Genomic DNA, 20,664 nt, shown 5'->3' on the forward strand with positions numbered 1-20,664 from the left:
ACAAGTCCGAGGACGGCAACGATGGCGAACGGCTCTTCGCAGGGCCCCGCCCGACGACAGGGCGACGGCGCCTCGGGCGGAACACCGGGAGCCCGTCCGACCAGCCGTGACGTCGCCCGGGTAGCCGGCGTCTCACAGGCGACCGTCTCCCTCGTGCTCGGGGACAAGTGGCGCGGCCGGGTCTCGGTGCGCACCGCGGAGTCCGTGCGGGCGGCGGCGAGCACCCTCGGCTACCGCCCCAACCTCGCGGCCCGGAATCTCAGGCTCGGCTGCACGAGGACCGCACTGCTCGTCGTCCCGGCGATCACCAACGAGTTCTTCGCCCGTGTCTACACGGGCGCCGCGGCCCTCGCCGCCGACCATGGCTTCGGTGTGGTCGTCTACCCGTCACCCGACGGCATCGGACCGGCGAAGAACCCCTTCGCCTCCGCACGCGCCGCGCTCGACGGGGTCATCGCCTCGTCCATGGCCGCGAAGGCACTGTCCGACCTGCGGGACGCGGACCTCCCGCTGGTGATGCTCGACAGCGATCCATCCGACCGGGAGGCGGCGGCCTGCGTCAACCTGGACATCGGCGACGGTATCCACCAGGTCGCCGATCACCTCCTCGAACTCGGTCACCGGCGCTTCGTCCATCTGGCGTCGGCGATCCCCTCGTGGACCTTCGACGTACGGGCCCGAGCACTGGCCGAGGCCCTCGCGGGCGTCGCCGGGACATCGCTGCGGACGGTTCGCGCGCCCTTCGACGTGAACGCCGCCCGCGACGTGGTCCAGCACGCCCTGACCGAACCGGGCGCGCGGGCGACCGCGGTCGTCTGCGACAGCGACATCCTCGCCGCGGGGGCCTGCAAGGCCGTTCGTCGGCTGGGGTTGAGCGTCCCGGGTGATGTGTCGGTGACCGGATTCGACGACCTCGCCCTGTCCGTCGCCGTGGAACCGGAGTTCACCACCGTGAGCCTGCCCGCCGAACGGGTGGGAGAGCGCGGCATGTCGGCGCTCCTGGCCCTCCTGGCGGGCGAAACGGTCTCGGAGGGCGATCTACCGGTCTCCCTGGTCGTCCGGGGTTCCACCGCGGCGCCCTCCCCCTCCTCGGGCTGAGGCCCGCCCGGGGGCCGTGACGCCGCCTGCTGCGCCCACGGCATCCGCGGCCCGTGCGGCGGCGGAGATCATGAGCGTGCCCCGGTCCCCCACCGCACGGGTGGGGGACCGGGGCACCTTCAGGTCGTCGAGCGTGCTACTCCTCGCCGCCCTCGCTCTCCTCGGTGTCCGAGGGCGCGTCCGTCGGTGCCGAAGCCGCGCCGTCAGCCTCCAGCAAGCGGACCAGCTGCCGGCCCACGATCCGCTTGAACTTGCGCTGCTGCGGACGGGTGCGGTCCAGGACCGCGACCTCCAGCCGATCCGCAGGAATCTCCCGATCGGCTCCGTTGGGCTGGTTGGACAGCGCCTGGACGGCCAGCTTGAGCGCCTCCGCCAGCGTCATCCCCTCGCGGTGCTGCTGATCGAGGAAGGTGCTGATCTGCTCGGCGCTGCCGCCGACCGCCACCGAGCCGTGCTCGTCCACGATCGACCCGTCGTGCGGGAGCCGATAGATCTGGTCGCCGTCCGCGGTGGCTCCGACCTCGGCGACGACCAACTCCACCTCGTACGGCTTCTCGGCCGCGCTGGAGAAGATCGTGCCGAGGGTCTGGGCGTAGACGTTGGCCAGACCGCGCGCCGTCACGTCGTCACGGTCATAGGTGTATCCGCGCAGATCGGCGTAGCGCACACCGCCGATGCGCAGGTTCTCGTACTCGTTGTACTTTCCGGCGGCGGCGAAGCCGATCCGGTCGTAGATCTCGCTGAACTTGTGCAGGGCTCGGGAGGGGTTCTCGCCGACGAAGACGATGCCGTCGGCGTATTGCAGCACAACGAGGCTGCGTCCACGGGCGATGCCCTTCCGGGCGTACTCCGCCCGGTCCTGCATGGCCTGTGCTGGGGAGACATAGAACGGTGTCGTCACCGGCTATCCATCCCTTTCTGTCAGTGGCATGGGCGCAACGCCCGGCGGCGGGCAGGGAAACATCAGAGCAGCGCGGCGCGCGGGCCGTCGGGCTGTTCGAGGCGGCGCTCCAGGATCGCGCGGGCGATCCCAGCGGACTCCTCGGCGTTGAGCTTGCGAACGCCCTCCTCCGTGATCACGGCGACGATCGGGTAGATCCGCCGGGCCACATCGGGCCCACCAGTCGCCGAGTCGTCGTCGGCCGCGTCGTAGAGCGCCTGGACGACCAGTGTGGTCGCCTGCTCCTCGGTGAGGTCGTCGCGGTAGAGCTTCTTCATGGCGCCCCGGGCGAAGATCGAACCCGAGCCCGTCGCGGCGTATCCGTGCTCCTCGGACCGGCCGCCGGTCACGTCGTAGGAGAAGATCCGGCCCCTCTCCCGATCGACGTCGTAGCCCGCGAAGAGCGGTACGACGGCGAGGCCCTGCATGGCCATGCCGAGATTGCTGCGGATCATCGTGGAGAGCCGGTTCGCCTTGCCCTCCAGGGAGAGCTGGGTCCCCTCGACCTTCTCGAAGTGCTCCAGTTCCAGTTGGAAGAGCTTGACCATCTCCACCGCGAGACCGGCAGTGCCCGCGATGCCCACCGCGGAGTACTCGTCGGCGGGGAAGACCTTCTCGATGTCGCGCTGCGCGATCATGTTGCCCATCGTGGCCCGTCGGTCACCGGCGAGCACCACACCGCCGGGGAACGTGGTGGCGACGATGGTCGTGCCGTGCGGCGCCTCGACCGCCCCCTGGAGCGGAGGCAGGACGCGCTTGCCCGGCAACATGTCCGGGGAGTGCGCCCCCAGGAAGTCCATGAATGAGGACGAGCCAGGCGTCAGGAAGGCAGCTGGTAGACGCCCGGTGCTACGAGTGTTGGCTTCCACGCGTTTCCCTCCAAGTAAGCGGCAGCGCGACGGACGGTGCGGGGCTCATCGCCCAACTCGCCGATGGCCGAATTGCAGTTGAAGCACGATACGCCACGGACACTACCCGTCTTGTGACGGTGATCCACATGTGTGGCGGAGGCAGATACATCGGAATCCTCGCCGGCCAGCGATCAGCCTGCTCCGCCCGGCCGCGCCCACGCCGTACGGACGCCGGTGCCAACCGGTCCCCGACTGCTCCGCTCCCGGGCGAAACCGGGGAGTGAACAGCGTGGATATCCGATTCGGGCCGTGCCTGACGACAGGCCGGCGACCACTGCTGTGCATCGATCCTCCGATGCGCCGGAGCCCTCGCTCCAGGATCCGCTCAGTCGGGCGGATGCAAAAGAGCTGAATACTGTCGACCATATGCCTGATATTCGTCGCGGGAAGCCTCAATTTTCGGCAAAGGCTTCCCGCGACAGCGCGGGTCAACAGCGAGTGAGACGCTTCACTCCGGCATTCTCAGCCGCCCCGGCAATATCCGACGGACTACTGTCCGCCCTTCTGGACGAAGGACCTGACGAAGTCCTCCGCATTCTCCTCCAGGACGTCATCGATTTCGTCGAGGACGGAATCGACATCGTCGCTGAGCTTCTCCTGGCGCTCCTTGAGGTCCTCCGAAGCCTGCGCGTCCTGCGCCTGCTCCTCGACCTCCTCCGTGGAACGCGTGGCCTTCTGCTGCCCGCCGCCGGTGTCCTTCGCCATGTCCCTCACCCCGCTCGGTTCGCCCTGATGTGAGTCGGTTCGGTCAAGATCAGACCCTACAAGCCGGGTCCGACATCGGCCCGGCACTTTTCCCAACGTCCGGGGGCCACCTCCATGATTCCCGGAGATGATTCCCGGCCGGGAACCTTTTAGCCGCCGGAGAGGACCCGAACCAGATCTTCCGCCGTCCGACAGCGGTCCAGCAGTTCCTTGACGTGGTTGCGGGTGCCCCGCAGCGGCTCCAGGGTGGGCACCCGTTGCAATGAGTCACGGCCGGGAAGGTCGAAGATGACCGAGTCCCAGGAGGCCGCGGCGACGTCGTCGGCGTACTGCTCCAGACAGCGACCGCGGAAGTAGGCCCGGGTGTCCTCGGGCGGCTTCTTGCCGGCCCTCAGGACGTCCTGCTCGTCCAGCAGGCGCTTCATCTTGCCGCGGGCCACCAATCGGTTGTAGAGGCCCTTCTCCGGCCTCACATCGGCGTACTGGAGGTCCACCAGGTGGAGCCGTGCGGCGTCCCAGTCCAGGCCGTCCCGCCGCCGATAGCCCTCCATCAGCTCTTTCTTCGCGATCCAGTCCAGTTCCCCGGACAGGCTCATCGGGTCGTTCTCCAACCGGTTGAGCGTGTCCTCCCAACGGATCAGGACGTCCTTGGTCTGCTCGTCCGCGTCGTCGCCGAAGCGTTCCTCGACGTACTTCCTGGCGAGCTCGTAGTACTCCATCTGGAGCTGGACCGCGGTGAGTGTCCGGCCGCTGCGCAGGGTGATCAGCCGCGTCAGACCGGGGTCGTGCGAGACCTGGTGCAGTGTGCGGACCGGCTGGTCGACGGCGAGGTCCACCGCGATGAAGCCGTCCTCGATCATGGAGAGCACCAGGGCGGTGGTGCCCAGCTTCAGATAGGTCGAAATCTCGGAGAGATTGGCGTCACCGATGATGACGTGGAGCCTGCGGTACTTCTCGGCGTCCGAGTGCGGTTCGTCGCGGGTGTTGATGATGGGGCGCTTCAAGGTGGTCTCCAGCCCCACCTCGACCTCGAAGTAGTCCGCCCGCTGGCTGATCTGGAAGCCGTGCTCGTGGCCGTCCTGACCGATCCCGACCCGGCCGGCCCCGGTGACGACCTGCCGTGAGACGAAGAACGGCGTCAGATGGCGCACGATGTCCGAGAAGGGCGTTTCCCGCTTCATCAGATAGTTCTCGTGCGTCCCGTAGGAGGCGCCCTTGTTGTCGGTGTTGTTCTTGTAGAGGTGGATCGGTTGGGCGCCGGGGAGCTGGGCGGCCCGCTCGGCGGCCTCGGCCATGATGCGCTCGCCGGCCTTGTCCCACAGCACGGCGTCGCGCGGATTGGTCACCTCGGGTGAGCTGTACTCCGGGTGGGCGTGGTCGACGTAGAGACGGGCCCCGTTGGTGAGGATCACATTGGCCAGGCCGATGTCCTCGTCCGTGAGCTGGCTGGAGTCGGCGGCCTCGCGGGCGAGGTCAAAGCCACGGGCGTCCCGCAGCGGGTTCTCCTCCTCGAAGTCCCAGCGGGCGCGGCGCGCCCTGTGCATCGCCGCCGCGTAGGCGTTGACGATCTGGGACGAGGTGAGCATGGCATTGGCGTTCGGATGGCCCGGAACGGAAATGCCGTACTCCGTCTCGATGCCCATTACTCGCCGTACGGTCATGCGGCCCTCCTTGCCCTGCGACGCTCCCCGTCCGGGAGCGGCGCTCAAGTACCGCTGGTGCTCCGATGCGCGCTGCGGTGCCCGACCCCGCGGCGCGCGACTCGGCGGTACGGATGAGCCTAGAACGCTGTCGCGCCGGTGGGGAGATCAATTGCGTCATTGCCGGGGTGTGGCCGGACCTGTGGGGAAAGCAACCGGCTGCGGATGCCCGGCCGAGGGCATCCGCAGCCGGTGTGCCTCCTACAGGTACTGACCGGTGTTGGCCACCGTGTCGATGGAGCGACCGGTGTCGGCGCCCTGCTTTCCGGTGACGAGGGTACGGATGAAGACGATCCGCTCGCCCTTCTTGCCGGAGATACGAGCCCAGTCGTCCGGGTTCGTGGTGTTGGGCAGGTCCTCGTTCTCCTTGAACTCGTCCACGCACGCCTGGAGGAGGTGGGAGACGCGGATGCCCTTCTGGTTGTGGTCGAGGAAAGCCTTGATGGCCATCTTCTTGGCCCGGTCGACGATGTTCTGGATCATCGCGCCCGAGTTGAAGTCCTTGAAGTAGAGGACTTCCTTGTCACCGTTGGCGTACGTGACCTCCAGGAAGCGGTTCTCCTCGGATTCCGCGTACATCTGCTCGACGACCGACTGGATCATGGCGTGGGCGGCGGCGGGCTTGGAGCCGTTGTGCTCGGACAGGTCGTCCGAGTGCAGCGGCAGGGTCGACGTCAGGTACTTGGCGAAGATGTCCTTCGCGGCCTCTGCGTCCGGACGCTCGATCTTGATCTTCACATCGAGCCGGCCGGGGCGCAGGATCGCGGGGTCGATCATGTCCTCGCGGTTGGAGGCGCCGATCACGATGACGTTCTCCAGGCCCTCCACACCGTCGATCTCGGCGAGGAGCTGCGGGACGATGGTGTTCTCCACGTCCGAGCTGACACCGGATCCACGGGTGCGGAAGAGGGACTCCATCTCGTCGAAGAAGACGATGACGGGGGTGCCCTCGCTGGCCTTCTCCCTGGCCCGCTGGAAGACCAGGCGGATGTGCCGCTCGGTCTCACCGACGTACTTGTTGAGGAGTTCGGGGCCCTTGATGTTGAGGAAGTAGCTCTTCCCCGCGGGCTGACCGGTGACCTCTGCGACCTTCTTCGCCAGCGAGTTGGCGACGGCCTTGGCGATCAGTGTCTTGCCGCAGCCGGGCGGACCGTAGAGCAGGATGCCCTTCGGCGGACGCAGCTCGTGCTCTTTGAAGAGGTCGGGGTAGAGGTACGGCAGCTCGACCGCATCGCGGATCAGCTCGATCTGGTTGCCCAGCCCGCCGATCTTCGTGTAGTCGACATCCGGAACTTCTTCGAGGACGAGCTCTTCGACCTCGCTCTTGGGGACCACTTCGTAGACATAGCCGGAACGAGGTTCGAGCAGCAGGGCGTCACCGGGACGGATGGTGATGTCCAGCAGTGGTTCGGCGAGCCGCACCACCCGCTCCTCGTCGGTGTGACCGACGACCAGGGCCCGCTCGCCGTCCTCAAGGATCTCCTTGAGTGTGACGATGTCCCCGGCACGCTCGAACTCCATGGCCTCGACCACGTTGAGCGCTTCGTTGAGCATGACTTCCTGGCCGCGTCGGAGTTCCTCAAGCTCGACGCTGGGGCTGACGTTCACCCGGAGCTTGCGACCCCCGGTGAAGATGTCGCAGGTGCCGTCCTCGTTGGTGTGCAGGAAGACACCGAAGCCTGCCGGCGGCTGTGCGAGCCGGTCGACCTCTTCCTTGAGGGCCACGATCTGGTCGCGGGCCTCACGGAGCGTGTTGGCAAGTCGCTCGTTCTGTGCGGACACGCCGGCCAGATTCGTCTGCAACTCGACGATCCGCTCTTCGAGAATCCTCGTGTGCCGCGGAGAGTCGGCGAGCTTGCGGCGCAGGACGGCGATTTCCTGCTCTAGGTAGGCGACCTGGCCGGCTGGGTCTTCAGACCCCCGCCCCGGCCGGATGCCGCGGTTGATGTCGTCGTCGTGGGCTGCCACGGTCCTCACCTCCTCCAAGGGGAGCTGGACGCTTCCTGACCCTACCTGCGTGGGTGGTGATTGAAACCCCTAGATCACAAAGAGGATGGGGGTGTGTCCGATCTTCACCCTTGCGCTCTCCCTCACGCCAAGGGAATACCCACCCATCAACATCGGAAAGCGGCCGGTTGTATCGTCGAAGCGTTCAACACCCGTCAGACCCCGCGCGACTTGCCTCACTTTCGGTCACATCGCCGAGGGTCGCGCCACTCGGCGATGGAAACGGCAGGAGACATGAGCGTGCAGCACGAGGCCCCATCCGAAGCCACCGCGGAGGCGCTGGAGGTCTGGATCGACCAGGACCTGTGCACCGGGGACGGGATCTGCGCCCAGTACGCACCGGACGTCTTTGAGCTGGACATTGACGGCCTCGCGTACGTCAAGAGCGCGGAGGACGAGTTGCTCCAGGACACCGGAGCGACAACGCCCGTACCTCTGCCACTCCTCCAGGACGTGGTGGACTCGGCGCGGGAGTGCCCAGGGGATTGCATCCATGTACGACGCGTTTCGGACAGCGTAGAAATCTACGGCCCCAACGCTGAGTAACAATTTAGATACACAGCGTTCTCACATGAGAGATGCACCCTCTGTACGGGTTTCGACCTACAGAGCCTGATCTGATGGGTTCTGTACCGTACGGAGGAACTTACCGCCCTTCCACCGCCATTCCACGTTCTCGCTCTCGTCCGGACAGCAGCTGGGCACCTCGGGCGAGGAGTAGCCGAGCAGGGTCGCGGTGATCGTCCCGTCCTTGAGGGCGAGGTTGCTCACACTGCGCTGGGCGCCCGGTTCCACGAGGGTCGCCACCACGCGCGGAGCCTGGTCGCCGGCGGCGGTCAGGACGAAGACTCCGGCAGGCGGAGTGCCGGACCCCGCATCACACCGTGCCGCCACCACCGTCTCGGGCCTGCCGTCACCGTCGAGGTCGCCGCTGGCACGCTGGGTTATCAGGCTCGGCACGCCGGGACACTCCAGCGGCAACTGCACTCCGGTCGGATCCGGGGCCTGTGCGGGCGCTGCGGCGATCGCACTGCCGGACTTGGATCCGGCCGCTCCCGCCGTCGCCCTGTCGGGCTGAAGCCATCCGGCGAGTGCCACCACCGCGGCCATCGCGGTCGCGGTGGCGAGCCAGTGCACCGGGCGGGTCCGCGTGTGCGCGAGGTCCGGGACGGCGGAGGTCTGCACGCGTGAAGTCTCCTGAGCATACGGAGCCGGCGGAGGTGTCGGCGGCGGGCGGGAGGTTTGCATCGTGCCACACGTCACAGCCACGGGGAACACCGGGGTGGACACCGACCCATGGGGATCTGGCGCCCCTTTCCGGATGCTGCGACGCACAACGCCACAACGCCGCCGTCGAGTTCCCCGATGCGAAGTGCAGCGGTTGCGGAACTCGACGGCGGCGTCGGGTTTCTGTCGTGGCGTCAGCCCTTGTTGGGGCCTTCGTAGTCGTCGCCGTAGGCACCCTTGGCGGGACGGCGGCGACGCATCGGGGGCTCCACGCCGTCGGCGAGGCGACGTGCGGTCACCAGGAAGCCGGTGTGTCCGATCATGCGGTGATCGGGGCGGACCGCCAGGCCCTCGACGTGCCAGTTGCGGATCATGGATTCCCAGGGCTGCGGCTCGGCGAAGCAGCCGATCTCCCGGATGGACTCCACGGTCCTGGCGAGCTGGGTGGTGGTCGCGACGTAGCAGCAGAGGATGCCGCCGGGGACCAGCGCCTTGGACACCGCGTCGAGGCACTCCCAGGGGGCGAGCATGTCCAGGATGACCCGGTCGACATCGGCGTCGTCGAGGTGGTCCTGGAGGTCACCGACGGTGAGCTGCCAGGCCGGGTGAGGACCGCCGAAGTAGCGCTCCACGTTCTGCTGGGCGATCTCGGCGAAGTCGGGGCGGCGCTCGTAGGAGTGCAGCATGCCGTGGTCACCGATGGCGCGGAGCAGGAAGGCGCTGAGCGAGCCCGAGCCCACTCCCGCCTCGACGACCCGCGCACCGGCGAAGATGTCGGCGAAGGCCAGGATCTGCCCCGCGTCCTTGGGGTAGACCACGGCGGCGCCGCGGGGCATGGACAGGACGTAGTCGGGGAGCAGGGGGCGCAGCGCGAGGTAGGCGACGTTTCCCGTGGTTCGGACAACACTGCCCTCAGGAGCGCCGATCAGCTCGTCGTGCGGGAACGACCCTTTGTGGGTGTGGAAGTTCTTTCCCGCTTCGAGCGTGAACGTGTAGTGGCGTCCCTTGGGATCGGTGAGCTGGACCTGGTCCCCGACTTTGAAGGGCCCGCGACGGCGGGCGGCACCGGTCGGTTCGGACATGTGACCAGCCTACCGGCCACTTGGAGGCCCGGGGACCAGGGCTGCCACCGACCGGTGGGATGGCAGGGCCGCGGCGCCCTCAGGGCGAATGCGCCGGACGCCTCGGGGCTCAGCTGCCGGGGCGTGCCATGGCGGCGACGAAGGCCCGCTCGACGTCCGCCGTCGACAGGACGCCGTAGATCTCCCCGGACTCCTCCACCACCAGGTACTCCGTGGCGGGGGTGGTGCGCAGTCGGTCCAGGAGCGCTTCGCCCGCCAGCTCGGCGGGCAGCCTCATGTCATCGGTCAGGTCCTGGGCGAGCCCACCGACGGCGACCCAGGGCCGGCGGTGCTGCGGCACACCGACGATGGCGCTCTCCCGCACGAGTGCCATCGGTTCGCCCTGTCCGTCGACGACGACGAGGGCGCGGGCGCCCGACTCGTTGGCTCGGCGCAGGGCCTCCGAGAGCGGGGTGTCGGACTCGACGGGAACGGCACGGCGGGTGAGGGTGCGCGCTTCGAGTTCCGGAAGGTGCTCGCGGAGCCGGGCCACCCGCAGGCTGTTGCCCGCTCCGGTCCAGATGATCGCGGCGAGGATGGCGGCCAGGAGGGCGTCGGTGACGGTCTCCATGCCACCCATGTCCTGGGCGGGGCTGCCGAGCACTCCGGTGTGGGTGAGCAGCGGCAGCCCGATGAGTACGGCGACCGCCAGCGCCCGGCCGACCCACGCGGCGGCGATGGTGCCGCTCATGGGCTTGCCGGTGATCTTCCAGACGATCGCGCGCAGCATCCGACCGCCGTCCAGCGGGAGGCCGGGCAGCAGGTTGAACGCGGCGACGATCAGGTTGGAGATCATCAGGCCGGCGAGCAGGACCCCGGGGACCGTACCGGGCTCGACGGCCTGCATGCCCAGGTAGAAGACGCCGGCGAGGACCAGGGACAGGAGTGGTCCGACGAAGGCGAGGATGAACTCTCGGCCGGGGGTCTCGGACTCCTTCTCGATCTCGGAGACGCCGCCGAAGAACTGGAGCTGGATGCGGCGCACCGGCAGTTTGAAGCGGAGTGCGGCGATGGTGTGCGCCAGTTCGTGGACGAGCACGGAGGCGTAGAAGGCGACGGCGAAGAAGAGGGAGACGAGGTACCGCAGACCGCCGAGGTCGGGCAGGATGCGGTCGAGCTGGCCACCGAAGACCCAGGTGATGAGGGCGGCGACGAGGAACCAGCTGGGGGCGACGTACACGGGCACGCCGAAGGGGCGGCCCATGAGGAGACCGCCTCCCGGTCCTTGGCGACCCTCGGGGCGCCGCGGCTTGCCGTCCGGAGGGGTGCCCTGGGGGGCTGGTCCCTCCGTTCCGGTCTCTGCTCGCTCGCGCTCGCCTCGCCTGTCGTCCTCGTTCACGGGTTCCCTTCGTCTTGGGTGCGCTGTCGGTGCGCCGACCCGGCACCTCGATCATGCAGTGCGGGGCCTCTGACGTCGATGGTATTGCGCTCGCTGTCAGTGGCGGGCCGTAGGGTCTGCGTCATGAGTACGAGCCAGCAGCCCTCGCCGGGTGGACCGCCCACGTCGCTTTCGCCCTCGCGGGCGAGCGATTTTATGCAGTGTCCCCTGCTGTACCGGTTCAGGGTGATCGACCGGCTTCCCGAGAAGCCGAGCGAGGCGGCGACCCGGGGCACGCTGGTCCATGCCGTGCTGGAGCGCTTGTTCGACGTTCCAGCAGGCGAGCGTACGCCGCCGCGGGCGAAATCGCTGGTTCCGGCGCAGTGGGACCGGCTGCTTGAGTCCCGGCCTGAGCTGGGCGGGCTGTTCGAGGGGGATGCCGACGGCGAGCGTCTCGGGCGCTGGCTGGGCGAGGCGGAGGCGCTGGTGGAGCGCTGGTTCGCCCTGGAGGATCCGACCCGGCTTGAGCCCGCCGAGCGGGAGATGTTCGTGGAGACGGAGTTGGAGTCGGGTCTGCGGCTGCGCGGGGTGATCGACCGGGTGGACGTGGCGCCGACAGGCGAGGTGCGGATCGTCGATTACAAGACGGGCAAGGCGCCGCGGCCCGAGTACAGCGAGGGGGCGCTGTTCCAGATGAAGTTCTACGCCCTGGTGGTGTGGCGGCTGCGCAAGGTGGTCCCCCGACGGCTCCAGCTGGTGTATCTGGGCAGTGGGGACGTACTGACGTACGACCCGGTGCCGGCGGACCTGGAGCGGGTCGAGCGCAAGCTGTTGGCGTTGTGGGATGCGATCAGACAGGCGACGGAGTCGGGGGACTGGCGTCCGCGGCCGACGAAGCTCTGCGGCTGGTGTGACCATCGGGCGGTCTGTCCTGAGTTCGGTGGTACTCCCCCGGTTTATCCATTGAGCATTTCCCCGGCCGGTCCGTCGCAGGATGGTCAGGGCAGAATGGGTCTTGACCAATTGTGAGGAGTTGCCCGTGGCCATCCGCGTTCTACTGGTCGATGACCAACCTCTGCTGCGCACCGGTTTCCGGATGATCTTGGAGGCCGAGCAGGACATCGCGGTCGTCGGCGAGGCCGGGGACGGTCTCCAGGCCCTCGACCAGGTGCGGGCGCTCCAGCCCGATGTAGTGCTCATGGACATCCGGATGCCCCGGATGGACGGGGTGGAAGCGACCCGGCAGGTCGCCGGCCCGGGTCGGGACGGTCAGGCGAAGGTGTTGGTGTTGACCACCTTCGACCTCGATGAGTACGTGGTGGAGGCGCTGCGGGCGGGAGCCAGTGGGTTCCTGCTCAAGGACGCGCCCGCCAATGAATTGGTGCAGGCGATCCGGGTGGTCGCCGCGGGTGAGGCGATGTTGGCCCCGAGCATCACCCGCCGACTGCTCGACAAGTACGCCGTGCATCTGCCCTCGGGGGAGGATCCGGTCCCCGACACCCTCCATACGCTGACGGAGCGCGAGGTGGAGGTGTTGAAGCTAGTGGCACGGGGGATGTCGAACGCCGAGATCGCCGCGGACCTGTTCGTCAGTGAGACGACGGTCAAGACGCACGTGGGCCATGTGCTGACCAAGCTGGGGCTGCGGGACCGGGTACAGGCCGCCGTCTATGCGTACGAGAGCGGTCTGGTGCGTCCGGGGGCGCAGTGAGGGCCCTGTGGGCGGTGTGGGTGTGCCAGTGGCGGCCGGGGCGATTGCCCGGCCGCCACTGGCGTTCGTGGGCGGCGCTCAGCTGTCGCCGCGGCCGAGCTCCCACAGTTGGAGGTCGGAGCTGCCGTTGAGGAGTCGTTCCACACCGGTGACGCCGACCCGGGCGGCGACGTACTGCTTGTCCTGCCGCAGCGGCAGCACCGGGACGTCGTTGGCGACGATCTCCTGCAACCGGGCGAAGGTCGGCTCGGCGGCGGTGCGGTCGGCCTGTCGACGGGACTGCGGGATGAGCTTGCGCGCCTCGGTGTTCACGTAGGGGGAGTTGAGGAAGTTGTCCTTCTCCAGGAACGGAGCGATGTAGTTCTCGGGGTCCGGGTAGTCGGGGACCCAGCCGAGACCGAACACCGGGTAGTCACCGCGCTTGTGGGCGGTGCGGAAGGTGGCCCAGTCGGAGCCCTCGACGGTGACGTCGAACAGTTTGGAGGCGTTCAGCTGGGTCTTGAGGAGACCGAACTCCTTGGCCGTGGCCCCGCTGTAACGGTCCTTGGAGTAATGCAACGAGAGCTTCACGGGAGTTTTGATGCCGGCCTTGCGGAGGATCTGCTTGGCCTGGGCACGGCTGGGCTCGCCGTACCGGTTGTAGAAGGCGTTCTTGTGTGCGCTGACGCTGGCGGGAATGAGGGAATAGAGCGGTTCCGCGGTGGCGGAATACACCTGGCCGGCGATCTGACCGCGATCGACGAGTGCCGCCATCGCCTGTCGCACCGCCTTGTCCTTCACCGCCGGGTGGTCGGTGTTGAACGCGAGGTAGAAGATGGACAAGCCCTGGAGTTCGGTAAGGGTGATGTTCTCCTTGGGCTTTTCCTTCATCTGTGCGACCTGTTCGGGCCCGAGTTCGCGAGTAGCAATGTCGATCTCGCCCTTGTCGAGGGCCTTGGCCATGGCCTCCGGGTCCTCGTAGACGCGCAGTTCGACCTTGCTGTTGTGCAGTTTGACGTCTCCCTTGTAGGAGCCGTTCTTCTTGAAGGTGACTTTGGTGACCGCGTCATCCTCGACCAGGGTGGTCATGGTGTACGGCCCGGAGCCGTCCACACCGAAGCCCGCACGGAGCTTGTCGCCCTCGTACTTCTTCTTGCTGACGATGCCGGCGATCGGGGTGGAGAGCTTGTACGGGAAGGTCGCGTCCGGTGTTGCGAGGCGGAAGACCACCTCGTGGTCGCCCTTGACGTCGATGGTTTCGATGTTGGCCAGCAGGGCTGCGGCACCGTTGTCATCGTTGATCTTCAGAACGCGCTCGATGGAGAACTTGACGTCCTCGGCGGTGATGGGACTGCCGTCGGCGAAGGTGAGGTCGGGGCGCAGTTCGCAGCGGTAACTCTCGCTCGCCTTGTCCGTGAACGAGCAGGTCTTCGCGGCGTCCGGGACGGGTTGGCCGCCACCGCGAGGGGCGTGCATCAGCGTCTGGAGCGTCTGGCGCAGCACATTCCACGAGCCGGTGTCGTAGGCGTGGGCCGGGTCCAGGGGTGCGGGGGCGTCCTTGTCGGCGATGAGTTCGTCCGTGGTGCCCACGACAATGGAGTCACCGCCACCAGCGGCGCCCTCTGCCCCGCCGCACGCGACGAGCACGGGCGCGAGCAGACCGACGACGGCCGGCAGCACCAGAGTCTTACGGTTCATCCTGGACGTTCTCCTCATCCGACACTGGGATACAGCGGGTACGGAGGACTTCGTCGCGACCGCCCGGTGGGACGGGTCCCACCGTTCGAATGAACAGGACGACTCCCCCGTGTTCGCGGCAGTGTTGGCAGCCGCCGGGGTGCGTCGGTGGTGCGACGAAGGCTCGCGAAGAGATTAGTCGGCGCTCACGGTGCTGTCGGACAACGCGAAGCTGCGGTGTATTCGCTGAGTGATGTCTCATGGCTGTGTGTAGATGGCATCACCATGGAATTTTTCGTAGAGCAACGTGATCAATATGGACACAAGGGCACGTGCGGTATCGCCCGGTAGGGGCGCGGAACACCCAGAACGACACGCCCCAGAAGGCTTACAGTGATGAACGTCACGCGAAAATACATACGAGAAGGGCCTTGCATAAATGACGTTCCGGCCAGGGGAAAAGCGAATTCCCGGCCAGGGGATACGGCCCGAGTTTAATTCGACTTTCAAGAAACTCGGACCGTATGCCCATCAGTTCATCGAGGTGATGAGCCCACGGAGAAAGCCGAGGTCCACTTCTTCGAGCGATCCGACGACCGCCCGGCCCACGGCGGGTGCGATCGGCGCCACCGACGGGACCGCGACGACCCGGCACCCAGCGGCCTCGGCGGAGGCGACCCCGGTCGCCGTGTCCTCGATGACGGCGCATCGAGCGGGCTCGGCACCCAGGCCACGGGCGGCCAACAGATAGGGGTCGGGGTGGGGCTTGGTGCGCGGCACCTCATCGCCCGCGATCGACAGCCGGAAGTTCTGCGGCCCCAGGGAGTCCAACACCCTGTCGATGATCCTTCGGTGGGAGGCGGACACCAGAGCGGTGGGCACCTGGTGCTCGGCCAACTCGGCCAAGAGCCGTTCGGCACCCGGCATCAGGGGCACCCCGCTGGCGATGCGCTTCTCGAAGCGGTCGTTCAGCAGCACGGTCAGTTCCGGGAGGGCGATGTCGGCGCCCGTCACCTCGATGAGGTATCCGGCGCTGCGGGTCATCGGCCCTCCGACGACGACATCGCGCCAGGCTTCGTCCAGCTCATGACCGAGGTCGGCGAAGACGTCACGCTCGGCTTCCCACCAGAAGCCCTCGGTGTCCACGAGGGTGCCGTCCATGTCGAGGAAGACCGCCTGTAGGGCAGAGCTCTCCGCCGACCGGGTCAGGGACGCAGGGACCGTGCTGGTCATCGGCACACCTCCATGAGGGACGAGAAGGCCGGCCGCCTCTCCCCATGGCTTTCCCGCGGAGACAGTCGACCGGCCTGTACTGGACCGACCAGTGTACGGCTCGTCAGATGGATGTGCTCGGCCAATGCGCTACCCCGGGGGCCATACGGCGGCACGTACCCCACGACGGCACGAGTGCCGCAGGGCAGCGCAGGGGGCCGTAGGGCGGTGACTGGACGCGCGGCGTCACCGAGCGTTGAAGTACTTCGCCTCCGGGTGATGGATGACGATCGCATCGGTGGACTGCTCCGGGTGGAGCTGGAACTCCTCGGAGAGCTCCACCCCGATCCGCTCGGGCTGCAGCAGTTCGGCGATCTTCGCCCGGTCCTCCAGGTCGGGGCAGGCCCCGTAGCCGAGGGAGAACCGCGCCCCCCGGTACTTCAGGGCGAACATGTCCTCGACGTCCGCCGGGTCCTCCCCGGCGAAACCGAGCTCCGCACGGACCCGGGCGTGCCAGTACTCGGCGAGCGCCTCGGCGAGCTGCACCGACAGCCCGTGCAGCTCCAGATAGTCGCGGTAGGAGTCCGAGGCGAAGAGCTCGGCGGTCGCCTCACCGATCTTGGATCCGACGGTGACGACCTGGAGTCCCACGACATCGGTCTCGCCGGACTCCTCCGGCTTGAAGAAGTCCGCCAGACAGAGCCTTCGGCCCCGGCGCTGGCGGGGGAAGGAGAAGCGGGTGCGCTCGGAGCCGTCCTCGTTGAGGAGGATCAGATCGTCCCCCTTGGAGACGCACGGGAAGTAGCCGTAGACGACGGCCGCCTCCAACATCCCCTGGGTGTGCAGTTGGTCGAGCCAGCCGCGCAGCCGCGGTCGGCCCTCGCTCTCCACCAGCTCCTCGTACGTCGGTCCGTCGCCGGCCCGGTTCTGCTTGAGGCCCCACTGCCCCTTGAAGAGTGCGCCTTCGTCGAGCCAGGAGGCGTATTCCTTGAGTTGGATGCCCTTGATGACGCGGGTGCCCCAGAACGGTGGGGTGGGGACGGGGTTGTCGACGGAGACGTCGGAGCGTACGGCACCTTCCTCCGGACGCTCCTCCACGACGACGTTCGTACTGGCCCGCACCCGGCGCTGCTTGAGCTCCGGGAGGGTGGCGCCGGGGACTCCGCGCTTGACGGCGATCAGGGCGTCCATGAGCCGTAGGCCCTCGAAGGCGTCGCGGGCGTAGCGGACTTCGCCCTCGTAGATCTCGTGGAGGTCTTGTTCGACGTAGGCGCGGGTGAGGGCCGCGCCGCCGAGGATGACGGGGTAGTCGGCGGCGAGTTGGCGTTGGTTGAGCTCCTGGAGGTTCTCCTTCATGATCACCGTCGATTTGACCAGCAGGCCGGACATGCCGATCACATCGGCGCGGTGTTCCTCGGCGGCTTCGAGGATGGCGGAGACGGGCTGCTTGATGCCGAGGTTGACGACGTTGTAGCCGTTGTTGGAGAGGATGATGTCGACGAGGTTCTTGCCGATGTCGTGGACGTCACCGCGGACGGTGGCCAGCACGATCGTGCCCTTGCCCTCGGCGTCCGACTTCTCCATGTGCGGTTCCAGATGGGCCACGGCGATCTTCATCACCTCGGCGGACTGGAGGACGAACGGCAACTGCATCTGGCCCGAGCCGAAGAGTTCACCGACGACCTTCATGCCCTCCAGGAGGGTGTCGTTGACGATGTCGAGCGCCGGACGCTCCTGGAGGGCCTCGTCGAGGTCGGTCCCCAGGCCGTTCTTCTCGCCGTCGATGATCCGGCGCCGCAGCCGCTCCTCCAACGGCAGGGCGAGGAGTTCCTCGGCCTTGCCCGCCTTCATCGACTTGGTGTTGACACCCTCGAAGAGCGCCATCAGCTTCTGCAAGGGGTCGTACCCCTCGGCGCGGCGGTCGTAGATGAGGTCGAGTGCGGTGGTGACCTGCTCATCGTCGAAGCGTGCGATGGGCAGGATCTTGCTGGCGTGGACGATCGCGGAGTCGAGTCCGGCTTTGACGCACTCGTCGAGGAAGACGGAGTTGAGCAGGATGCGGGCGGCGGGGTTGAGGCCGAAGGAGATGTTCGACAGGCCGAGGGTGGTCTGGACGTCGGGGCGGCGGCGCTTGAGTTCCCGGATGGCCTCGATGGTGTGGATGCCGTCCTTGCGGGACTCCTCCTGACCCGTGCAGATGGTGAAGGTCAGGGTGTCGATGAGGATGTCCGACTCATGGATGCCCCAGTTGCCCGTGAGGTCGTCGATCAACCGCTCGGCGATGGCCACCTTGTGCTCGACCGTGCGGGCCTGGCCCTCTTCGTCGATGGTGAGGGCGATCAGCGCGGCGCCGTGTTCTTGGGCCAACTGCGTGACCTTGGCGAAACGGGACTCCGGGCCGTCGCCGTCCTCGTAGTTCACCGAGTTGATCACCGCACGGCCGCCGAGCTTCTCCAGCCCGGCTCGAATCACGGGCACCTCGGTGGAGTCCAACACGATCGGCAGGGTGGACGCGGTGGCGAAGAGACCGGCCAGCTTCTCCATGTCGGCGACGCCATCGCGGCCGACATAGTCGATGCAGAGGTCGAGCATGTGCGCGCCTTCACGGATCTGGTCGCGCGCCATCTCCACGCAGTCGTCCCAACGGGCCTCCAACATGGCATCGCGGAACTTCTTCGACCCGTTGGCGTTGGTGCGCTCCCCGATCGCCATGTACGCGGTGTCCTGACGGAAGGGAACCGTCTGGTAGAGGGAGGCCGCCCCCGGTTCGGGGCGCGGATCGCGCACCGCCGGCGTGAGCGAGCGGACCCGCTCCACCACCTGGCGCAAATGCTCCGGGGTCGTACCGCAGCAGCCTCCCACCAAGGACAGCCCGTATTCGCGTACGAATGTCTCCTGTGCATCCGCCAGCTCGGGCGCGGTCAGCGGATAGTGGGCACCGTTCTTGCCGAGGACGGGAAGGCCGGCGTTGGGCATGCAGGCGAGCGGGATGCGGGAGTGGCGGGCGAGGTAGCGAAGGTGTTCGCTCATCTCGGCCGGGCCGGTCGCACAGTTCAGGCCGATCATGTCGATCCCGAGCGGCTCCAGCGCGGTGAGGGCCGCACCGATCTCGGAGCCGAGCAGCATCGTCCCCGTGGTCTCCACCGTCACCGAACAGATCAACGGCAGCTCAAGACCGCTGATCTCCAGGGCGCGGCGCGCACCGATGATGGCGGCCTTGGTCTGGAGGAGGTCCTGCGTCGTCTCGACGAGCAGCGCATCCGCACCACCCGCGATCATGCCCTCGGCATTGCTCTGATAGGCATCGCGCAACAGGGTGTAGGGGGCGTGCCCCAGGGTGGGGAGCTTGGTCCCCGGGCCCATCGAGCCCAACACCCACCGCTGCTGCCCGGTGCGCTCGGTGAACTCGTCGGCCACCTCACGGGCGATGCGAGCACCCGACTCGGACAGCTCATGGACCCGCTCGGGGATGTCGTACTCGGCGAGGGCCGCATGGTTGGCGCCGAAGGTGTTCGTCTCCACGCAGTCGACACCGACGGCGAAGTACTCCTCGTGGACCGACCGCACGATGTCCGGGCGGGTCACATTCAGGATCTCGTTGCAGCCTTCGAGGTCCTGGAAGTCCTCCAGAGTCGGATCCTGAGCCTGAAGCATGGTGCCCATGGCACCGTCGGCAACGACGACCCGCGTGGCGAGCGCCTCACGGAGTGCCGCGATGCGGGTCCGGCTGTCGGCGGAGGGTACGGAAGGGGAAGGCGACGAGGCCATGGACGGGCTCCCTGGGATGCGACGGCTGTCGGCTTTGCGTCCTCGGCGGAGGGCGCACGGAGCCAGAGTAGCCGGGTGACGGCGTCGAGGGGCGGGCTGTCCCACGGGACGGACTACGCGGCCTGCCGACAGGACACCCTTCCCCGCCTCCTAGCGGCTCGGGTCGAAGGCCGCGGACAGGGCCGCTCGGGCGGGCGCGGGTGCACGGGAAACCGCTGGGCCGCGCCCTGTCCCTGAGCTGGCGCCTTGGTTCCCGTGGATCGGATGCCCACGAGATACTCACTCAGAGCACTAGGTCGACATCGACCGCTATCGTTCAGCATTGTCGAACAGCAGCCAGAAAGGCCGATCCGATGGCGAAGAACATCCAGTCGCTGGAACGGGCTGCGGCCATGCTGCGGCTGCTGGCGGGCGGGGAGCGCCGGCTCGGCCTGTCGGACATCGCCACCTCGCTGGACCTGGCCAAGGGAACGGCCCACGGCATCCTGCGCACCCTCCAGGCGGAGGGCTTCGTGGAGCAGGACCCCGCGTCCGGGCGCTACCAGCTCGGCGCTGAGCTGCTACGCCTGGGCAACAGCTACCTCGACGTCCACGAACTGCGCGCCCGGGCCCTGGTGTGGACCGATGATCTCGCCCGCTCCAGCGGCGAGAGCGTCCATCTGGGCGTACTGCACCAGCACGGCGTACTCGTCGTCCACCATGTGTTCCGGCCGGACGACAGCCGCCAGGTGCTCGAAGTGGGCGCGATGCAACCCCTGCACTCCACCGCCCTGGGCAAGGTCCTGGCGGCCTACGACCCGGTGGCGCACAGCGAGGCGGTCGAGGCTGTCCGGGAGCAGTTCACCCCGCGGACGGTGACGGAGCTGACCGCCTTCGAGTCGCTCCTCGACCAGGCCAGGGCCCGGGGCTGGGCGGCGGACGTGGAGGAGACCTGGGAGGGCGTGGCCGCGGTCGCCGCCCCCATCCACGACCGCCGCCGGATGCCCGTGGGGGCGGTCGCCATCACGGGAGCGGTGGAGCGGGTCTGTTCGGATCAGGAACTGAGGTCCGAGCTGGTCGCAGCGGTGCGGCAGTGCGCCAGGGCGGTTTCGCGGGATCTCGGCGCCGGGCGGTTTTGACCGCTCTGGCGCATCATCGTTATCGATCTGCCCTCTTCGTGGATTTCGCGGATTTTTGGGCAGGTGACGAGACAAAGCGTCTTGACGGCGTGTTGACCAGGGATAAAACTGCCGTCTAGCGGTCGGCATTGTCGAACACCTACCGGCATTGCAGGTTAGAGTGTGGCAGCGC

At 67.6% G+C, this 20,664-nt stretch carries 17 protein-coding genes; 5 read left to right on the forward strand and 12 right to left on the reverse strand.

Annotated features, from left to right (window positions below):
* Positions 1–21 precede the first annotated feature (21 nt).
* Entirely contained in the window at positions 22–1,098 is a 1,077-nt protein-coding gene (locus ACFXJL_RS22775; RefSeq protein ID WP_384695154.1) for a LacI family DNA-binding transcriptional regulator, read from the forward strand.
* A gap of 136 nt (positions 1,099–1,234) precedes the next feature.
* Here the strand turns inward: ACFXJL_RS22775 and prcA are convergent, their stop codons facing one another.
* The 6 genes from prcA to arc all read right to left on the reverse strand — a co-directional run bounded on the left by prcA (position 1,235) and on the right by arc (position 7,322).
* On the reverse strand, positions 1,235–1,999 hold the full coding sequence (gene prcA, locus ACFXJL_RS22780) for a proteasome subunit alpha (protein ID WP_329016351.1): 765 nt from the start codon (positions 1,997–1,999) through the stop codon (positions 1,235–1,237).
* Between the two features lie 62 nt (positions 2,000–2,061).
* Positions 2,062–2,907 carry a proteasome subunit beta gene (prcB, locus tag ACFXJL_RS22785; RefSeq protein WP_358878234.1) on the reverse strand — a complete coding sequence of 282 codons (846 nt, stop codon included), beginning with the start codon at positions 2,905–2,907 and terminating at the stop codon, positions 2,062–2,064.
* On the reverse strand, positions 2,859–3,035 hold the full coding sequence (locus tag ACFXJL_RS22790; protein ID WP_358878235.1) for an endonuclease domain-containing protein: 177 nt from the start codon (positions 3,033–3,035) through the stop codon (positions 2,859–2,861). The genes prcB and ACFXJL_RS22790 overlap by 49 nt, the downstream gene beginning before the upstream one ends.
* 403 nt (positions 3,036–3,438) lie before the next feature.
* Positions 3,439–3,654, reverse strand: a complete 216-nt coding sequence (locus ACFXJL_RS22795) for a ubiquitin-like protein Pup (protein ID WP_329016359.1) — start codon at positions 3,652–3,654, stop codon at positions 3,439–3,441.
* Between the two features lie 149 nt (positions 3,655–3,803).
* Positions 3,804–5,315 (reverse strand): depupylase/deamidase Dop, encoded by a 1,512-nt coding sequence (gene dop / locus ACFXJL_RS22800; RefSeq protein WP_358878236.1) that lies wholly within the window; start codon positions 5,313–5,315, stop codon positions 3,804–3,806.
* Between the two features lie 240 nt (positions 5,316–5,555).
* Entirely contained in the window at positions 5,556–7,322 is a 1,767-nt protein-coding gene (gene arc, locus ACFXJL_RS22805) for a proteasome ATPase (protein WP_329016362.1), read from the reverse strand.
* Between the two features lie 273 nt (positions 7,323–7,595).
* Between arc and ACFXJL_RS22810 the strand changes: the two genes are divergently transcribed.
* Positions 7,596–7,907, forward strand: a complete 312-nt coding sequence (locus ACFXJL_RS22810; protein ID WP_358878237.1) for a ferredoxin — start codon at positions 7,596–7,598, stop codon at positions 7,905–7,907.
* 57 nt (positions 7,908–7,964) lie between these two features.
* Here the strand turns inward: ACFXJL_RS22810 and ACFXJL_RS22815 are convergent, their stop codons facing one another.
* The 3 genes from ACFXJL_RS22815 to ACFXJL_RS22825 form a co-directional block, all read right to left on the reverse strand.
* Positions 7,965–8,546: a hypothetical protein gene (locus ACFXJL_RS22815; RefSeq protein ID WP_358878238.1), complete on the reverse strand. Its 582-nt coding sequence runs from the start codon at positions 8,544–8,546 to the stop codon at positions 7,965–7,967.
* Positions 8,547–8,782: 236 nt separating this feature from the next.
* The gene (locus ACFXJL_RS22820; RefSeq protein WP_358878239.1) at positions 8,783–9,670 is read right to left on the reverse strand and encodes a tRNA (adenine-N1)-methyltransferase; all 888 of its coding nucleotides are present in this window, start codon (positions 9,668–9,670) and stop codon (positions 8,783–8,785) included.
* A 109-nt stretch (positions 9,671–9,779) separates the two neighbouring features.
* Positions 9,780–11,048, reverse strand: a complete 1,269-nt coding sequence (locus tag ACFXJL_RS22825) for a site-2 protease family protein (RefSeq protein ID WP_329016372.1) — start codon at positions 11,046–11,048, stop codon at positions 9,780–9,782.
* Between the two features lie 123 nt (positions 11,049–11,171).
* On the opposite strand from ACFXJL_RS22825, the gene ACFXJL_RS22830 reads away from it, so the two are divergent.
* Positions 11,172–12,056, forward strand: coding sequence for a RecB family exonuclease (locus tag ACFXJL_RS22830; RefSeq protein ID WP_358878240.1), 885 nt, complete (start codon positions 11,172–11,174; stop codon positions 12,054–12,056).
* 10 nt (positions 12,057–12,066) lie between these two features.
* Complete coding sequence (locus tag ACFXJL_RS22835; protein WP_358878241.1) at positions 12,067–12,738, forward strand: response regulator transcription factor; 672 nt, start codon at positions 12,067–12,069, stop codon at positions 12,736–12,738.
* 78 nt (positions 12,739–12,816) lie between these two features.
* Here the strand turns inward: ACFXJL_RS22835 and ACFXJL_RS22840 are convergent, their stop codons facing one another.
* The 3 genes from ACFXJL_RS22840 to metH form a co-directional block, all read right to left on the reverse strand.
* Positions 12,817–14,415 carry an ABC transporter substrate-binding protein gene (locus tag ACFXJL_RS22840; protein WP_384695163.1) on the reverse strand — a complete coding sequence of 533 codons (1,599 nt, stop codon included), beginning with the start codon at positions 14,413–14,415 and terminating at the stop codon, positions 12,817–12,819.
* Positions 14,416–14,925: 510 nt separating this feature from the next.
* On the reverse strand, positions 14,926–15,627 hold the full coding sequence (locus ACFXJL_RS22845; RefSeq protein ID WP_329016384.1) for an HAD family phosphatase: 702 nt from the start codon (positions 15,625–15,627) through the stop codon (positions 14,926–14,928).
* A gap of 225 nt (positions 15,628–15,852) precedes the next feature.
* Complete coding sequence (gene metH, locus ACFXJL_RS22850) at positions 15,853–19,374, reverse strand: methionine synthase (RefSeq protein WP_384695167.1); 3,522 nt, start codon at positions 19,372–19,374, stop codon at positions 15,853–15,855.
* Between the two features lie 353 nt (positions 19,375–19,727).
* On the opposite strand from metH, the gene ACFXJL_RS22855 reads away from it, so the two are divergent.
* Positions 19,728–20,492: an IclR family transcriptional regulator gene (locus ACFXJL_RS22855; RefSeq protein ID WP_358878244.1), complete on the forward strand. Its 765-nt coding sequence runs from the start codon at positions 19,728–19,730 to the stop codon at positions 20,490–20,492.
* Positions 20,493–20,664: the final 172 nt, after the last annotated feature.

The organism is Streptomyces sp. NPDC059256, from assembly GCF_042753785.1.
Lineage (GTDB): Bacteria > Actinomycetota > Actinomycetes > Streptomycetales > Streptomycetaceae > Streptomyces.